This is a genomic window from Streptomyces sp. NBC_01077 (genome assembly GCF_045162855.1).
Classification (GTDB): Bacteria; Actinomycetota; Actinomycetes; order Streptomycetales; family Streptomycetaceae; genus Streptomyces.
In genome coordinates this window covers 6,372,260-6,387,886 of sequence record NZ_CP108669.1, presented here as the reverse complement: position 1 = coordinate 6,387,886, position 15,627 = coordinate 6,372,260, and the positions used below count along the sequence as shown (strand labels likewise).

Below are 15,627 nucleotides of genomic sequence, written 5' to 3'. Positions count from 1 at the left end.
ATGCCGCCCGTCTTCGCGCACGGCCGCCTGCGTCTCTATCTGCTCAAGCTGCTCGACGAGGCCCCACGCCACGGCTACGAGGTGATCCGCCTCCTGGAGGAGCGCTTCCAGGGCCTGTACGCGCCCTCGGCGGGCACGGTCTACCCGCGCCTGGCCAAGCTGGAGGCCGAGGGCCTCGTCACCCATGCCAGCGAGGGCGGCCGCAAGGTCTACTCGATCACCGACGCCGGCCGCGCCGAGCTGGCCGGGCGCGGCGCCGAACTGGACGACCTGGAGCGGGAGATCCGCGAGTCGGTGTCGGAGCTGGCGGCGGAGATCCGCGACGACGTGCGCGGCGCGGCCGGCCGGGTGCGCAGCGAGATGCGCGCGGCGGCGGGCCGGACCCGCGCGGCGGAGTCCTCCTCGTTCGCCGACGCCAAGGAGGAGCTGCGCCGGGTCGGGCAGGAGTGGAAGGAGCAGGCCCGCCAGGCCCGCGCCGAGGCGAAGTCCGCCCGCCACCAGGCGAAGGAGTTCCAGCGGATCGCCCAGCAGGTGCAGGAGGAGGTCCAGGACCGCTTCTCTCGCGGCGACTGGCCCAAGGGTGTCTGGGAAGGGCTTTCGGACATCACGGCCCAGCTCGGCGGCCTCGTGGCGGGCACGACCCACCCGAAGGCGGCCGGCCAGGAGCCGTCGTCCGCGCCGGCCCGGGCCGACGACGTGCCGGAGTGGGCGCGGGACACGGAGGGCTCGGGCGACCCGGCCCGCGACCTCGACCGGCTCCTCGACCGCTTCCGCGACGAGATCCGGGACGCGGCCCGCGACCACGGGGTGAGCCAGGAGCAGCTGGCCGAGACCCGCGAGCAGCTGTCGACGGCGGCGGTCCGGATCACGGGCCTGCTGAGGTCACGTCCCAGAGCGTGACCTCAGCCGCCCGACAGGGGTTCAGCCCCGGGTGACGGTCACCGTCACCCGGGCGTCCCGGGCGGCGAGGACCCAGGCCCTGCCCTGGGCTCTACGGAGGACCAGCGCCCCGCCCCGGGCCGTCACCCGCCAGTCGCCGGGCGGCAGGGCGAGCTCGGTGACCCGGGAGCCCCGGCGCCCGGCGGAGTCGTACGAGAGGCGGTAGACCCCGGCACGGGGGTCGTAGGCGGCGGAGCGCACGGTGCCCGCGACCGCCTCCGCGTACGGCTCGGCGGTCAGCTCCTTGTTCGCACGGAAGGCCCCCGTGCCGTCCACGGCGCAGTAGCCGCCGCCGTAGCACCACTCCCAGCCGGCCCAGCCGGAGCTGTAGCGGCCGAGCGAGGCCATGGCCTCCCGGTAGAAGCGGTTCATGTTCGGCTGGGCGTTGTTGAGCGGTCCCCACTCGCCCACCACCACGGGGACCTTGAACTCCTTCGGGTACAGGGTGACGGCCTGCTCGTAGGTCTCGATCCAGCCGGCCGACGGGTCGTAGTCGCCGCCGGCCTCCATGGCGCCGTTGTAGAAGTGCGGGGCGTAGACGATCTTCGGGTCGTCGATCCGGCCGAGTCCCGTGGGCACGCCCTCGCCCACGATGGGAGTCGGCTCCACGAAGATCCAGCTGTCCTCGTCGACCGAACGGACCGCGTCCGCGATGCGGTTGTACATCGGGGTGATCTGGTCCCGCTCGATGCGCCGGGCGGCGGTCGCCAGGTCCTCACCCTCGCGGAGCTCGCCCATCGGCTCGTTGATCAGGTCGTAGCCGAGGACGGCCGGGTGGTCCTCGAAGCGGTCGGCGAGCACCCGCCACATGCGGGCCTGGGCCCGCCGCAGGTCCTCGTCCTCGTACAGGTGGGTGAAAGCGCGCTGCACGGCGGGCTCGAAGTACTCGGAGAACCAGTCGTCGGGGTGCGGGGTGAAGGGCAGCCCGTCGGTCCTGGTCGCCCAGGCAGGCACGCCGCGGTGGCCGAAAGCGGGCCCGAAGACATCCTGGTGGGCGTCGAGGACGACCTTGACGTCGTGGCGCGCGGCCCAGTCCAGGACCCGTTCGACCTTCCGGAGGTACGCCTGGCTGTAGCGGCCGGGGCTGGGCTCCAGGTCGTCCCAGAAGACGAGCAGCCGGGCGAAGTTGAAGCCCTTGGCCCGCATGTCGCGGAAGTGCTGCTCGGTGATGCCGGAGAGAGCGGCGTCGCCGCTGTGCGCCTTGTCCCCGACGTTCCAGCCGCGCAGGGTGAGGGTGCGGCCCCGGGAGTCGGTGAGGGCGGGTATCCCGTTCCCGCCGGTCTCCCCGCCCGTCTCCGCGCGGGCGGCGGCTGTCGGGGCGGTGGGGGCGAGCAGCGAGGCGGCGAGAGCGCCCGTGACAAGGGTGGTTCGCCACACATGGGTGGTTCGCAACAAGGTAGACCTCCGGCACGACGAGGTGAGCGTTGTTCACGTTTCGTGTGCCGGAGATCCCATCAGTACTACTGACGAGTCATCAAGAGGTCGTCACGAGGTCTTCAGGACGATCTTTCCGAAGAGTTCGCCGGTGGCCATCCGCTCGAAGCCCTCCCGCGCCCGGTCCAGCGGCAGGACCTCGTCGACGACCGGCCGGACACCCGTCGCCGCACAGAAGGACAGCAGGTCCTCCAGCTCGTCCTTGGATCCCATGGTCGAGCCGACGACCTTCAGCTCGAGGAAGAAGATCCGGGTCAGCTCGGCGTGCGCGGGCCGGTCGCCGCTCGTGGCGCCCGAGATGACGAGCGTGCCGCCGGGCCGCAGCGACTTGACCGAGTGCGACCAGGTCGCGGCGCCGACGGTCTCGATGACCGCGTCCACCCGCTGCGGGAGCCGCGCGCCCGGCTCGAAGGCCTCGACGGCGCCGAGCTCGACGGCCCGCTTGCGCTTCGCCTCGTCACGGCTGGTGGCGAAGACCCGCAGACCGGCGGCCTTGCCGAGGGCGATCGCGGCGGTGGCCACACCGCCGCCCGCGCCCTGCACGAGCACCGAGTCCCCGGGCCGTACGCCGGCATTGGTGAAGAGCATCCGGTACGCGGTCAGCCAGGCGGTGGGCAGGCAGGCGGCCTCCTCGAAGGAGAGCTCCTTCGGCTTGGGCAGCACGTTCCAGCGGGGCACGGTGACCCGCTCGGCGAAGGTGCCCTGGTAGCGCTCGGTGAGGATGGACCGGGGCTCGTCGGGTCCGACACCGTGGCCCGTCTGGCCGATCACGGAGTGCAGGACGACCTCGTTGCCGTCCTCGTCGATCCCGGCGGCGTCGCAGCCGAGGATCATCGGCAGCTTCTCCTCGGACAGCCCGACCCCGCGCAGCGACCACAGGTCGTGGTGGTTGAGCGAGGCGGCCTTGACGGTGACGGTGGTCCACCCCGGCCGCACCTCGGGTTCGGGACGTTCGCCCAATTCGAGGCCGTTCAGGGGCTGGTCGCGGTCGATTCGGGCAGCGTAGGCAGCGAACATGGCCCCGACCCTAGGCGGGCGCGGGCACGGGGCGGAACCACGCACCTGTGTGACGCGCGTCCCTCCCCCGCCGATACGGCGCCGGGCATGGTCCTGGTGGGAGGCGGTAGCCGGCGCGACCGGCGCCGGCGGGCCGGTGCTGCGGCGCACCCCAGGGTGATGACGGGGAGTGCGGCCGCAGCTGCCAAGCGCGCGAAAGAGCCCCGCCCTGAGACCAGGACGGGGCCCTTCACGGGGTGCGCGGCGCTTCAGCGTCGTGCGACGCCCTCCGCGCGGGCGGCGGCGGCGACCGCGGCCGCGACGGCCGGGGCGACCCGCTCGTCGAACGGCGACGGGATCACGCAGTCGGCGGCGAGCTGGTCGCCGACGACGTCCGCGATGGCGTTGGCCGCGGCGATCTTCATGCCCTCGGTGATCCGGGAGGCCCGGACCTGGAGCGCGCCGGCGAAGATGCCCGGGAACGCGAGGACGTTGTTGATCTGGTTCGGGTAGTCCGAACGGCCGGTCGCCACGACGGCCGCGTACTTGTGCGCGACGTCGGGGTGGACCTCGGGGTTCGGGTTGGCCATGGCGAACACGAAGGCGTTCGGAGCCATGGAGGCGACGGCCGCCTCGGGGACCGTACCGCCGGAGACGCCGATGAAGACGTCGGCGCCGGCGAGGGCGGTCTCCAGGGAGCCGCTGAGGCCCGCCTTGTTGGTGAGGTCGGCGATCTCGCGCTTGACCGGGTTGAGGTCCTCCCGGTCGCGGCTGACGATGCCCTTGCGGTCGGCGACGGCCACGTCGCCGAGCCCGGCCTCGAGGAGGAACTTGGCGATGGCGACTCCGGCCGCGCCGGCGCCGGAGATGACCGCGCGCAGCTCGCCGAGGGTCCGGCCGGTCAGCTTCGCCGCGTTGCGGAGGGCGGCGAGGGTGACGATGGCGGTGCCGTGCTGGTCGTCGTGGAAGACGGGGATGTCGAGGCGCTCCTGGAGCTTGCGCTCGATCTCGAAGCACCGCGGCGCCGAGATGTCCTCCAGGTTGACGCCGCCGAAGGACGGGGCCAGCCGGACGACGGTCTCGACGATCTCGTCGGTGTCGGTGGTGGCGAGGGCGATCGGGACCGCGTCCACGCCGCCGAACTGCTTGAAGAGGATGGCCTTCCCCTCCATGACCGGGAGGGAGGCCTCCGGGCCGATGTCACCGAGGCCGAGCACCGCCGTTCCGTCGGTCACGACCGCGACGACCTGGGACTTCCAGGTGTAGTCGTTGACCAGTTCGGGCTGCTCGGCGATCGCGGTGCACACCTTGGCGACGCCGGGCGTGTACGCGAGGGACAGGTCGTCCTTGTTCCGGACGGGGACGGTGGCCTGAATGGCCATCTTGCCGCCCCGGTGGAGGGCGAAGACAGGATCGAAGGGCTCCTCCGGAGCTCCTTCCGTACCACTGTCATTGCGAGGATTGACGATCTCCGCTGCCATTGGGTTGACCCCTTAAGTCTGTTTCATTTGAGGGTGGCCACTCCTGGTTGAGGAGGGGTGGGGAGGCACCGCGGCCGCCGTGTCTGGCAGCCGCGCGGGCGCGCCGCACAACGCGCCCTGAGCCCCGGATGAGGGGTGTAAGGATCCTTCTTACCGGACGGACGGCACCGCAGACGAGTCCATATCCGCTCGGTGACGCGACTCATACCGAGCGCATCCGGACACGGACGGAGGACGACACGTCACCCCATGTCCAGATAGATGCTTCAAGCACCCGATTGGTGGCCTTCGGTTCGTCCGAATGGCGAGATCTACAGGAAATTCTTCGGTGGCGTGGAAGGGATCCAGCAGAAGATCCGGCCCTGATGTACCGGCCTGTTGGCATTCGGGGGTCACCCGTTATCCGATTTTGACATCCATGGCCGTCGGTTTGAGGCGGTCCGAATGGCAAGATGCCGTAATCACACGAGGTCACGACACTCGAAGAGACGTACGTGACCCACCTGGCAACTCCCTCACACGCCGGAGGAACCCGATCATGACCGCACGCTCCACGCGCTGTACGACCGCCAAGACCCGCACCTCCCGTCTTGCCGCGGTCGCCGCCATCGCGGTCGTCGGCTCCGTGCTGCTGACCGCCTGTGGCGACCAGACCGAGGGCGGCTCCGCCACCCCGACGAAGGACGGCGGCGCCACCAACGCCGCCCCGCTCTTCTCGAAGCTCCCCGCCGACATCCAGAAGGCCGGTGTCATCAACGTCGGCACCGACGCCTCGTACGCGCCGATGGAGTTCACCGAGGGCGGCAAGATCGTCGGCGTCGACCCCGACATCGCCGCGGCCCTGAGCAAGCAGCTCGGTGTCGAGCTCAAGTTCACCTCGGGCACCTTCGACGGCCTGATCACCTCGGTCTACACCGGCCGCCAGGACCTGATCATGTCCTCGATGACGGACAACAAGAAGCGGCAGGAGGGCCTGGACGACAGCGGGAAGAAGATCGGCAAGGGCATCGACTTCGTCGACTACTTCAGCTCCGGCGTCTCCCTCCTGGTCAAGAAGGGCAACCCGCAGGGCATCAACTCCCTCGACGACCTCTGCGGCAAGACCGTGGCCGTCCAGCGCGGCACGATCTACGAGGACACCTTCAAGGCCCAGGCCACGAAGTGCGGCGACAACAAGCTGACGATCCAGGCCTTCGACACCGACGCCGAGGCCCAGACCCGCGTCAAGGCCGGCGGCGCCGTGGCCGACCTCAACGACTACCCGGTGGCCGCGTACATCGCGAAGACCTCGGGCGGCGGCAACGACTTCGAGGTCGTCGGCAGCCAGAGCGACGTCGGCCTCTTCGGCATCGGCGTCTCGAAGGAGAACACCCAGCTGCGCGACGCCGTCAAGGAGGCGCTCGACGCGATCATCAAGGACGGCACCTACGCCGATGCCCTGAAGAAGTGGGACGTCGAGGACAGCGCCGTCAAGGCGGCCACCGTCAACGCCGGCAAGTGACCCTCCCCGTCAACGCCGGCAAGTGACCTCCCCGCTCCACTGAAGGGCAGTCGTCATGACTGACAAGATCTCCAAGGACCCGGCCGCCGCTCCGGCCGGGCCCGGCGCCTCGGGTTCCCCGTACGAGGCGATCAAGGCCATCCCCGTGCGGCACTACGGGCGCTGGGTCAGCGCCGTCGTGGTCGTCGCACTGCTCGGATGGCTCATCTACGCCTTCTCCCAGGGCAACATCATCTGGGCCACGGTGTGGGACAAGGTGTTCGACCCGTCGGTCCTCGACGGCCTGGCGAACACCGTGATCATCAGCGTCTCCTCGATGGCGCTCGGCCTCGTCCTCGGTGTCGTCTTCGCCGTGATGCGGCTGTCCAAGAACCCGGTGACCGGCGCCGTCGCCTGGCTCTACATCTGGTTCTTCCGCGGTACCCCGGTGTACGTGCAGCTGCTGGTCTGGTTCAACCTGTCGCTGATCTTCCAGTACATCAACCTCGGGCCGATCTACAAGAACGAGACCGTCGACGTCATGACGCCGTTCATGGTCGCGCTGCTCGGCCTCGGCCTCAACGAGGGCGCCTACATGGCGGAGATCGTCCGCGCGGGCATCCAGTCCGTCGACGAGGGCCAGACCGAGGCCGCGCACGCGCTCGGCATGTCCCAGACCAAGACCATGGGGCGGGTCGTCCTCCCGCAGGCCATGCGCGTCATCGTGCCGCCGACGGGCAACGAGTTCATCAACATGCTGAAGACCTCGTCACTGGTCTCGGCCGTGCAGTACACCGAGCTCCTACGGGCCTCCTCGAACATCGGCAGCACGGCCGGCGCCGTGATGGAGATGCTCTTCGTCGCCTCCATCTGGTACCTCGCGCTGACCAGCGTGTTCAGCGTCGGCCAGTACTACCTGGAGCGCCGCTTCGCCCGCGGTTCCCTGCGGAGCCTGCCGCCCACCCCGCTGCAGCGGGTCAAGGCGAATCTGCTCACGTTCAAGCGTTCTCCGGAGGGGTCCCGATGACCGGCCAGCCCATGGTCAAGGCCGAAGGCGTCCACAAGTCCTACGGCGCGGCACACATCCTCCGGGGCATCGACCTGGAGGTCCAGAACGGAGAGGTCTTCTGCCTGGTCGGCCCCTCCGGCTCCGGCAAGTCGACCTTCCTGCGCTGCATCAACCACCTGGAGCGGGTCGACGGCGGCCGGCTCTCGGTCGACGGCCAGCTGGTCGGCTACCGGGAGAAGAACGGCAAGCTCTACGAGCTGAAGGACAGCGAGGTCGCGGTCCAGCGCCGCGACATCGGGATGGTCTTCCAGCGCTTCAACCTCTTCCCCCACATGACAGCCCTGGGCAATGTCATGGAGGCCCCGATCCAGGTGAAGGGCGAGTCCAGGGCCGTGGCCCGCGAGCGTGCCCAGCAGCAGCTCGAGCGCGTCGGCCTGGGCGACAAGATGGGCAACTACCCGTCACAGCTCTCCGGCGGCCAGCAGCAGCGTGTCGCCATCGCCCGCGCGCTGGCGATGGAACCGAAGCTGATGCTCTTCGACGAGCCGACCTCCGCGCTCGACCCGGAGCTCGTCGGTGACGTCCTCGACGTCATGCGCGACCTCGCCGAGTCGGGCATGACGATGATCGTCGTCACCCACGAGATGGGCTTCGCCCGCGAGGTCGGCGACTCCCTCGTCTTCATGGACGGCGGCGTGGTCGTCGAATCCGGCAACCCGCGCGACGTCCTGGGCAACCCGCAGCACGACCGGACCAAGGCGTTCCTGTCGAAGGTGCTGTAGGCCTCTGACAAGGAAGGGGCGGTACGGGAACTCCCGTACCGCCCCTTCTCCCGTCCCCGGGCTACTTCACGGCGAGGAGCAGGGTGTCGGAGGGCGAGGCCCAGACGGCCCTGGCCTCGCCGAATCCGGCGGCGCGGAGGGTCTCGGCGTGCCAGCGCGGCGAGGGCATGTCGCCGTCGGCGTGCTCGCCGTAGATCTCGAAGCGGCGGGCGGTGGGCTCGGCGAGGACGGGGTCCTTGGCCGCGAGCGCCCACCACTCGGCCCAGTCCACGGCCCCGCCGGTCTTGGCGCGGTCCATGACGGCGTGGCGCTGGGCGCGCTCGGCGGCGTTGATCCGGGGAGTGGCCTCGTCGATCATGTGGTCGGCGTTCATGAAGACGCCTTCGTCGCGGACGAGACCGGCGAGCTGCCCGTAGAGGGCCGTCAGGGGCTCGCTGTGGAGCCAGTGGAGCGCGGTGGCGGTGAGGACGGCGTCGTACGAGTCGTGGGGCAGCCGGGCGGCCCAGGCCGGGTCCTTGAGGTCGGCGGTCACGAAGGTGACGCGCTCGTCGCCGGCGAAGTACCCCTCGGCGATGGCGAGGAGGGCCGGGTCGAGGTCGACACCGGTACTGGTCGCCTCCGGGAACCTCTTGAGGAGCCGATCCGTGATACTTCCCGTACCGCACGCGAGGTCGAGGACGCGGGGCTTCGGTCCCACCAAGGCCTCGACCATGTCGAGCATCACCCGGAAGCGCTCCTCACGGTCCGGCATGTACCACTCCTGCTGACGGTCCCAGCTCTGCTGCCAGGCCGCCCAGTCGGTTCCGGTCATCGCCGTTCCTCCCCCTCTTCGTAATACCCTCATAGGGAAACAGCCGTTACCCCTTTCGACCGAGACACTAGCCCGCCGGAGTAAGGACTACAAGTGGAACTGGCCTATTACTCGGATTACGCCGTGCGTCTGGTCAACACCGAGGAGCCGGCCCGCAACAAGGACGCCCTGACCTCCGTCGAGGTCATCCGCGAGCTCTTCGGTCCCGCCACCCAGATGGCCCGCCGGGCCACCGACTCCGACGTGACCCGGTTCCGCGCGGTACGGGCCCGGCTGCGGGCGATCTTCACCGCGGCCGACGAGGGCGACCACACGGGCGCCGTGGACCTGCTGAACTCACTCCTGCTCGAGTTTCCCGTCAGCCCGCAGATCTCCGGCCACGACATCCTCGACGAGGACGGCCGGCCGCGGTGGCACATGCATCTCGCGGACCACCCGTCGAACGCGACCGCGGGATACGCGGCGATCGCCGCGATGGGACTGGCCTTCCACCTGACGGAGTTCGGCGCGGACCGCCTCGGCCTCTGCCAGGCGCCCCCCTGCCGCAACGCCTACCTGGACACCTCCACGAACCGCTCCCGCCGCTACTGCTCGGACCGCTGCGCGACCCGCGCCAACGTGGCCGCCTACCGGGCCCGCAAGCGCCTGGAGGCCGACCGGCCGGACGGCACGGGCCTCAGCGCCGAGAACAGCCAGGAGAGCGTCACCCCCAGCGACCGCTGACGCCCCGGCGTCACCGGCCGGTAGCGCGCCCGCACCCGCCCGAGAACCAGCTCGGGCGGTACGGCCCCGAAGACCCGGCTGTCGCCCTCGGCGTCCGGGTTGTCACCCAGCACCCACCAGCCGCCGTCACGTCGCTCGATCAGCCGCTTCACGATGAGCAGATCCTGCTGGAGCGGATGCCGCACCACGGCCACACACCCGGGCCGCAGGCGGGCGCCGTACTGCACGAGCAACTGATCTCCATGGAGCAGCGTGGGCACCATGGACACCCCCGTCACCTCGGCGATCCCGAACGGAGCCCCGGCATCCGCCACCCGCTCCCGCCCCGAATCCCTCATTCCGGCACCTCCTGATCCGCCCGCGCGCCCGCGCTCATCCACTCGTCCACTCGTACACGAGTCCCATGGTGACCCTGGACTTTTGACCTAAGCCCCAGGGGGCGCCCGCGAAAACGCCCTTCTCACCGAGTAATGTCCCACCTGAGAAGACGATCACGAGGAAGGACGGCTCAATGCTCTCCCGCCTGTTTGCCCCCAAGGTGAAGGTCAGCGCCCACTGCGACCTCCCGTGCGGCGTGTACGACCCGGCCCAGGCCCGCATCGAGGCCGAGTCGGTCAAGGCTGTCCAGGAGAAGTACCAGGCGAACGAGGACGCGCACTTCCGCGCCCGCGCCACGGTCATCAAGGAGCAGCGCGCGGAGCTCGCCAAGCACCACGTCTCGGTGCTCTGGAGCGACTACTTCAAGGCCCCGCACTTCGAGAAGTACCCCGAGCTCAACCAGCTGGTCAACGACACCCTGAAGGCCCTCTCGGCCGCCAAGGCGTCGACGGACCCGAAGACGGGCGAGAAGGCGCTGGAGCTCATCGCCGAGATCGACCGCATCTTCTGGGAGACGAAGAAGGCCTGACCTTCTCGTTCCCGGCCGAAGGGGTACGACCGCCTGGCGGTCGTACCCCTTCGGGCTTTCTCAACGAAATACGGACGTAACCACAGAAGGGTGATACCCCATGCGCGTCAAAGCTTTCGACCACCTGGTGCTCAACGTGACCGACGTCGACAAGGCGCTCGCGTTCTACACCGGCCCCCTGGGCCTCATACCCGAGCGGGTCGAGGAGTGGCGGGCCGGCAAGGTGTCCTTCCCGTCCGTGCGCATCGACGAGAGCACCGTCATCGACCTCTTCTCCCGCCCGCGAGGCGAGTCCAACGTCGATCACATCTGCCTGGTGGTGGACCCCCTCGACTGGCAGGAGGTCCTCGACTCCGGGACGTTCGACGTCCTGGAGGGCCCCGTCCCGCGCTGGGGCGCACGCGGTTCGGCCCAGTCGGTCTACGTCAAGGACCCGGACGGAAACACGGTCGAGCTCCGCTGGTACCCGCAGGACGTCGAGGGGTAGCGGCCTACGCGTCCATGGGGAGGGTGTAGCGGCGCTTCTCCTTCGGCGTCGCGCCCAGGCGGTCGTAGAAGCGGATCGCGTTCTCGTTCCACGCCGGCGTCTGCCACTGGATCTCCGCCAGGCCGAGACGGCTCGCCTCCGTGCGGACCGCTGCCATCAGGAGCGGTCCCAGGCCGTGACCCCGCGAGGTTTCCGTGAGGTAGAGGCAGTCCATGTGGAGGTACTCCGTGCCGTCCCAGGTGGAGAGTTCCGGGGCGCAGCTCGCGTAGCCCGCGAGGGTGCCGTCGGGGAGGACGGCGACCAGGCAGCGGAGGCGGGGCGGTTCGGGGCCGAAGAGGAGGCCGGCGAGGCGGTCCGCGAGGCCGGGGGCCGGGGGCGCCGCCTTCTCGTACGCCGCGTGCTCGGCGACGAGTTCCACGACCCGCGGCAGGTCCTCCGGACGTGCGTGTCGGACCACTGCCTGTTCCGCGTGTTCGCTCATGCCGTCATCATGCACGGTCCCACCGACAGGCCCGCCGCCGTCCCCTGGCGGCGGAGCCACTCGCGGTACGGGGCCGCCCTCAGGGCCACCTCCCGGTAGGCCGCCGCGAGTTCCGCGTACAGCGTGTCCAGGGGCGCCCCGGGACGTGCGTACAGCAGGAGGCGGACGGCCAGCGGGTCGCCGCGCAGGGGGCGGACCGCCATGTCCTCGCGCGGGACCGAGGTCGGCTGGCAGGGGGCGACGGCCTCGCCGAGGACGATGAGGGAGGCGGCGGTGTGGTAGTCGCCGTGCAGCAGCGGCGGGTCGATGCCGGCGGCGTCCAGGACCCGGCGGAGGCCGTCCCATTCGCCGTCCACGGTCGGGTCGACCATCCAGTGGTCGCCGGCCAGGTCGGCCAGGTCCACCACGGGCCGGGCGGCGGCCGGATGGTCGCGGGCCAGGGAGACGAACTGCGGTTCGCGGGCGACCAGGACCCGCCCCTTGAGGCCTTCGGGGACCCGTAACGGGCAGCCCTCCACCTCGTGCACGAACGCCACGTCGAGCTGCCCTGCGGCGACGCTCCGCAGCAGCGCGTTCGCGGAGACGTCCATCCGCAGGCCGATGTCGGTGCCGGGCAGCCGCTGGCGGAGGCGGCGCAGCCAGCCCGGGAGGGCCCGGCTCGCGGTGGAGCCGACGCGGAGCCCGAGTCCGTCGCTGCGGGCGGCCGCGGCCCTGGTCTCGGTGACGAGCGCCGCCATGTCGGCGACGAGCGGGCGGGCCCGGCTGAGCAGGGAGTGGCCGAGCGGTGTCGGGCGGCAGCCGGTGCGGCCGCGGGAGAAGAGCTCGGCGCCGAGCGAGTTCTCGATGCGGCGCAGCTGGGTGGTCAACGAGGGCTGGCTCATGCCCAGTTGCCGGGCCGCCTTGTGCAGGCTGCCGGTGTCCGCGATGGCGCAGAGCGCGCGCAGGTGTCTCACCTCCAGCTCCATGCCCCGAGGGTAGGGCGGCGCCCTGACTCGCACCAGATACCCGGAACCCCTCAATCACCTTTGATTTCAAGGTAGTTGAGGGTGCTCGGGCAGGGTGATGCGGTGGTGCTATCGCCGGTTGACATCATCCCCACGCACCCCGGCTCCCCCGAGACTCTCTCCAGTCCCCTACAGGAGGAGCCCCCCATGCGTCACCCCAAGGTCCTCACCTCTGTACTGGCCACCGCCCTCGGCCTCGGTCTCGCCGCCTCCCTCGGTGCGGCCCCGGCGGCGGCGGTGAGCACCGCCCCCACGAACAACGCCGCCGTGGCGTACGCCGGTTCGGCCGAGGAGGCGAAGGCCAACCAGGCCTTCTTCGACGCCGTCGTGAAGTCGGTGGCGAAGAAGCGGGCCGCCACTCCCGGCGCGGCCGCCGTCACCGTCGTCTACAGCGCCGCCAACGCGCCGAGCTTCCGTTCCCAGATCTCCCGCTCGGCCCAGATATGGAACAGCTCGGTGGTGAACGTCCGGCTCGTCGAGGGCAGCAACGCGGACTTCGCGTACTACGAGGGCAACGACTCCCGTGGCTCGTACGCGAGCACCGACGGCCACGGCAGCGGCTACATCTTCCTCGACTACCGGCAGAACCAGCAGTACAACTCCACTCGCGTGACCGCCCACGAGACCGGGCACGTCCTCGGGCTGCCGGATCACTACAGCGGTCCGTGCAGCGAGCTGATGTCGGGTGGCGGCCCCGGCACGTCCTGCCAGAACGCCCAGCCGAACTCCCAGGAGCGCTCCCGCGTCGACCAGTTGTGGCGCTTCGGCCTCGCCTCCGCCTTCAAGAACTGACCCGTCCAGGAACCGACCTGTCCAGGAACTGACCCTCCGCCCTCAGGGGCCGAGTCGGTAGGAGCCGGAACGTACGGCGGCGGCGCCCCCTCCCCGGGGCGCCGCCGTCCTTGTTCTCAGGCCGTCCTCGTTCTCCGGCCGTCACGACGTGTCCTCAGGCCGGTATGGCGTGTCCTCAGACCGGTATGGCGTGTCCTCAGACCGCCTGAAGCAGCCGGCGGCTGAAATCCGCGCCGGGCGGCAGCTGGCGCCTGACGCGTTCGAGCGCCCCGCCGAAGTCACCCCCGGCGACGCACGACTCGAACGCGGCGCCACCGTAGTGGAGCGTCAGGCTGAGGTCCTCGCGCTCACCGAGGGTCAGCAGGCAGCTCAGCGTGGCCTGCTGGGTGGTGCCGTCCATGACGACGGGGAGCGGCAGGTCCCACTCCAGGACGCAGCCGGTGAGGGCCTGCCCGCCCTCTGCGGCCGCGCTGAGCGCGGCGAAGCTCTCGCCCGTGTACTCGATCCCCCTGATCCGGGTGGCGACATGCCGCCCGTCGGCCGTGATGACGATCGCTTCCGCGCCGCTGCGGTCCCGGTACCAGCCGGTCCAGACTTCCGTCGACTCCGATGACATGCGCGGACTGTAGCGGTATGACCGGCTCCGGCGCGCGTCCGGTCACCCTGGGGCCGGACTTCTCCCGATCTCGTCGTTCTTGCCGGTCACGTGCGTGCTCGCGGCTTCCGCACCCACGTCGGCACCCCCTGCGGCGCCCCCGCCCGCAGCCGCTTCAGCGGCCTCGCCCGAGCCCGCTTCCGCGCCCTCGTGGAGCGGGCAGTCCGGGTTGCGGCAGGGCTGCACTTCCCACTCCGGCACCCAGGCCCCGAGGACCTTGTGCCGGGTGGCCATCGTCGCAAGCAGCTGCCCGCAGGCCGGGCATCTGCGCTCGGCCCGGGGGTCCCGCGTCGTGCGAGGCGCCTCGTCACCCATGCTTCCAGGGTAGGACGCCTCGCGCGGGAGCGCTTCCCGCCGTCACCGCGTCCTGGAGTACTTACGGACGAACACGCCGTTGTCGAAGACGCGCAGGTCGTTCAGCTCGAAGTCCCGGGGCTCGAAGCCGGCGCCGAACATCGGCATTCCGGAGCCGTACACCTGCGGGTACGTCTTGATGACCAGCTCGTCGATCTCCTCGATGAGCTGACCGGCGATGGTCGAACCTCCACAGAGCCAGACACCCAGGGGGCTGTCCTCGGCCTTGAGCTCGCGGACCCGGCCGACGAGGTCGTCGGCGATCAGCTCCACGTCGGGGTGGGGCGACTCGGCCAACGAGCGGGTGGCGACGAACTCCCGCAGGTGGCTGTAGGGGCTGGTGATGCCGATGTCCAGGGCGAGCTGGTACGACCCCAGGCCCTGGATGACGGTGTCGTAGTGCTTGTTCTCGGCGTCGATGCCGAGCATCTCCCGGCCCTGGGTCGGGATCGTCTCCGGGTACTCGGCGCCCATCCACTGCATGTAGGGGCCGACCGAGTACTTGAACATCGATGTGGCATCGCCTTCGGGGTCACCGATGAAGCCGTCGATGGTGCAGGCGATGTAGTACGTGAGCTTGCGCAAGCCGGTCCTCTTCTACTTCGGAGTGTGGCTGCGATCGCAACCACGACGGCTATAGTGCTTCACCTGTAGTGGTTACGCAAGCCCTATTTTCGAAGAAGGAGGAACAAGACATGGCAAGGAACCCGGAACGCCGTACGTCACTGCTCGACGCCGCCATCCAGGTGCTTGCGGACGAAGGCGCCCGCGGGCTGACCTTCCGGGCGGTCGATGCCCGCGCCGGGGTCCCCACGGGCACCTCGTCCAACTACTTCCGCGACCGGGACCAGCTCCTCTCCCAGGTCGCCGACCGGATCTTCGTGCGGCTGACTCCCGCACCCGGCGTCATCGACGCCGCTCTGCTGCCGACCCCGAGCCGCGCCCTGGTCGTCGAGCTGATGCGCCAGCTCGCCCAGCGGCTGGCCGCCGAACGCACCTGCTACCTCGGCCTCTTCGAGCTCCGCCTCGAAGCCGCACGCCGCCCCGAGCTGCGGACCCAGCTCACCAAGGTGCTCCGGGCCGACCTCGACCTGAACATCCGGCTGCACGTCGACTCCGGGATGCCCGGGGACGCGGACACGGTCCGGCTGCTCTACTTCGCCCTCACGGGGCTGCTGTTCGACCACTTCACGGTCCCGGAGCTGCACGGCGACCGGGACCTGGACGACCTGATCGAGACCGTGGTCACCCGCATCGTCCCCGAGGTCTGAGCGCCCGGGCCCCGGCGCCTG

Annotated in this window: 19 protein-coding genes; 9 read left to right on the top strand and 10 right to left on the bottom strand. The window is 70.2% G+C overall.

What is annotated here, in order from left to right:
* Complete coding sequence (locus OG462_RS29150; protein ID WP_406062086.1) at nt 1-900, top strand: PadR family transcriptional regulator; 900 nt, start codon at nt 1-3, stop codon at nt 898-900.
* Nucleotides 901-921: 21 nt separating this feature from the next.
* Here the strand turns inward: OG462_RS29150 and OG462_RS29145 are convergent, their stop codons facing one another.
* The 3 genes from OG462_RS29145 to OG462_RS29135 form a co-directional block, all read right to left on the bottom strand.
* Nucleotides 922-2,331, bottom strand: coding sequence for a cellulase family glycosylhydrolase (locus OG462_RS29145; protein WP_406066765.1), 1,410 nt, complete (start codon nt 2,329-2,331; stop codon nt 922-924).
* Nucleotides 2,332-2,424: 93 nt separating this feature from the next.
* Entirely contained in the window at nt 2,425-3,390 is a 966-nt protein-coding gene (locus OG462_RS29140) for a zinc-binding dehydrogenase (RefSeq protein ID WP_406062084.1), read from the bottom strand.
* Nucleotides 3,391-3,638: 248 nt separating this feature from the next.
* A complete protein-coding gene (locus OG462_RS29135) occupies nt 3,639-4,850 on the bottom strand; it encodes an NADP-dependent malic enzyme (RefSeq protein ID WP_406062082.1) in 1,212 nt (403 codons plus the stop codon).
* Between the two features lie 538 nt (nt 4,851-5,388).
* Between OG462_RS29135 and OG462_RS29130 the strand changes: the two genes are divergently transcribed.
* Genes OG462_RS29130 through OG462_RS29120 form a run of 3 tightly spaced genes read left to right on the top strand, consistent with a single transcriptional unit; the run spans nt 5,389 to nt 8,121 of the window.
* On the top strand, nt 5,389-6,351 hold the full coding sequence (locus tag OG462_RS29130; RefSeq protein ID WP_406062080.1) for an ABC transporter substrate-binding protein: 963 nt from the start codon (nt 5,389-5,391) through the stop codon (nt 6,349-6,351).
* A 55-nt stretch (nt 6,352-6,406) separates the two neighbouring features.
* Nucleotides 6,407-7,357 (top strand): amino acid ABC transporter permease, encoded by a 951-nt coding sequence (locus tag OG462_RS29125; RefSeq protein WP_406062078.1) that lies wholly within the window; start codon nt 6,407-6,409, stop codon nt 7,355-7,357.
* Nucleotides 7,354-8,121, top strand: a complete 768-nt coding sequence (locus OG462_RS29120) for an amino acid ABC transporter ATP-binding protein (protein ID WP_406062076.1) — start codon at nt 7,354-7,356, stop codon at nt 8,119-8,121. The genes OG462_RS29125 and OG462_RS29120 overlap by 4 nt, the downstream gene beginning before the upstream one ends.
* A 61-nt stretch (nt 8,122-8,182) precedes the next feature.
* Here the strand turns inward: OG462_RS29120 and OG462_RS29115 are convergent, their stop codons facing one another.
* Nucleotides 8,183-8,932 (bottom strand): class I SAM-dependent methyltransferase, encoded by a 750-nt coding sequence (locus OG462_RS29115; protein WP_406062074.1) that lies wholly within the window; start codon nt 8,930-8,932, stop codon nt 8,183-8,185.
* A 93-nt stretch (nt 8,933-9,025) separates the two neighbouring features.
* On the opposite strand from OG462_RS29115, the gene OG462_RS29110 reads away from it, so the two are divergent.
* Nucleotides 9,026-9,655: a CGNR zinc finger domain-containing protein gene (locus OG462_RS29110; RefSeq protein ID WP_406062072.1), complete on the top strand. Its 630-nt coding sequence runs from the start codon at nt 9,026-9,028 to the stop codon at nt 9,653-9,655.
* On the opposite strand, the gene sodX is transcribed toward OG462_RS29110, so the two are convergent.
* Nucleotides 9,559-9,993, bottom strand: a complete 435-nt coding sequence (sodX, locus tag OG462_RS29105; protein ID WP_406062071.1) for a nickel-type superoxide dismutase maturation protease — start codon at nt 9,991-9,993, stop codon at nt 9,559-9,561. The genes OG462_RS29110 and sodX overlap by 97 nt on opposite strands.
* Nucleotides 9,994-10,166: 173 nt before the next feature.
* On the opposite strand from sodX, the gene sodN reads away from it, so the two are divergent.
* Nucleotides 10,167-10,562 (top strand): superoxide dismutase, Ni, encoded by a 396-nt coding sequence (gene sodN, locus OG462_RS29100; protein ID WP_030320908.1) that lies wholly within the window; start codon nt 10,167-10,169, stop codon nt 10,560-10,562.
* A gap of 100 nt (nt 10,563-10,662) precedes the next feature.
* Nucleotides 10,663-11,049 carry a VOC family protein gene (locus OG462_RS29095; RefSeq protein WP_406062069.1) on the top strand — a complete coding sequence of 129 codons (387 nt, stop codon included), beginning with the start codon at nt 10,663-10,665 and terminating at the stop codon, nt 11,047-11,049.
* Between the two features lie 4 nt (nt 11,050-11,053).
* On the opposite strand, the gene OG462_RS29090 is transcribed toward OG462_RS29095, so the two are convergent.
* Both OG462_RS29090 and OG462_RS29085 read right to left on the bottom strand, forming a co-directional pair.
* On the bottom strand, nt 11,054-11,530 hold the full coding sequence (locus tag OG462_RS29090) for a GNAT family N-acetyltransferase (RefSeq protein WP_406062067.1): 477 nt from the start codon (nt 11,528-11,530) through the stop codon (nt 11,054-11,056).
* Complete coding sequence (locus OG462_RS29085) at nt 11,527-12,495, bottom strand: LysR substrate-binding domain-containing protein (protein WP_406062065.1); 969 nt, start codon at nt 12,493-12,495, stop codon at nt 11,527-11,529. The genes OG462_RS29090 and OG462_RS29085 overlap by 4 nt, the downstream gene beginning before the upstream one ends.
* Nucleotides 12,496-12,681: 186 nt before the next feature.
* Here OG462_RS29085 and snpA point away from each other — a divergent pair, with 186 nt between their 5' ends.
* Complete coding sequence (gene snpA, locus OG462_RS29080; RefSeq protein WP_406062063.1) at nt 12,682-13,326, top strand: snapalysin; 645 nt, start codon at nt 12,682-12,684, stop codon at nt 13,324-13,326.
* Between the two features lie 196 nt (nt 13,327-13,522).
* On the opposite strand, the gene OG462_RS29075 is transcribed toward snpA, so the two are convergent.
* From OG462_RS29075 to OG462_RS29065, 3 genes are read right to left on the bottom strand one after another with little or no spacing between them, the layout of a single operon-like run.
* Nucleotides 13,523-13,942 carry a DUF6304 family protein gene (locus tag OG462_RS29075; protein ID WP_406062061.1) on the bottom strand — a complete coding sequence of 140 codons (420 nt, stop codon included), beginning with the start codon at nt 13,940-13,942 and terminating at the stop codon, nt 13,523-13,525.
* 42 nt (nt 13,943-13,984) lie between these two features.
* On the bottom strand, nt 13,985-14,296 hold the full coding sequence (locus tag OG462_RS29070) for a hypothetical protein (RefSeq protein ID WP_406062060.1): 312 nt from the start codon (nt 14,294-14,296) through the stop codon (nt 13,985-13,987).
* 42 nt (nt 14,297-14,338) lie between these two features.
* Nucleotides 14,339-14,920 carry a dihydrofolate reductase family protein gene (locus tag OG462_RS29065; protein ID WP_406062058.1) on the bottom strand — a complete coding sequence of 194 codons (582 nt, stop codon included), beginning with the start codon at nt 14,918-14,920 and terminating at the stop codon, nt 14,339-14,341.
* 110 nt (nt 14,921-15,030) lie between these two features.
* On the opposite strand from OG462_RS29065, the gene OG462_RS29060 reads away from it, so the two are divergent.
* Nucleotides 15,031-15,606, top strand: a complete 576-nt coding sequence (locus tag OG462_RS29060; protein ID WP_406062056.1) for a TetR/AcrR family transcriptional regulator — start codon at nt 15,031-15,033, stop codon at nt 15,604-15,606.
* The last annotated feature ends 21 nt before the right edge of the window (nt 15,607-15,627 follow it).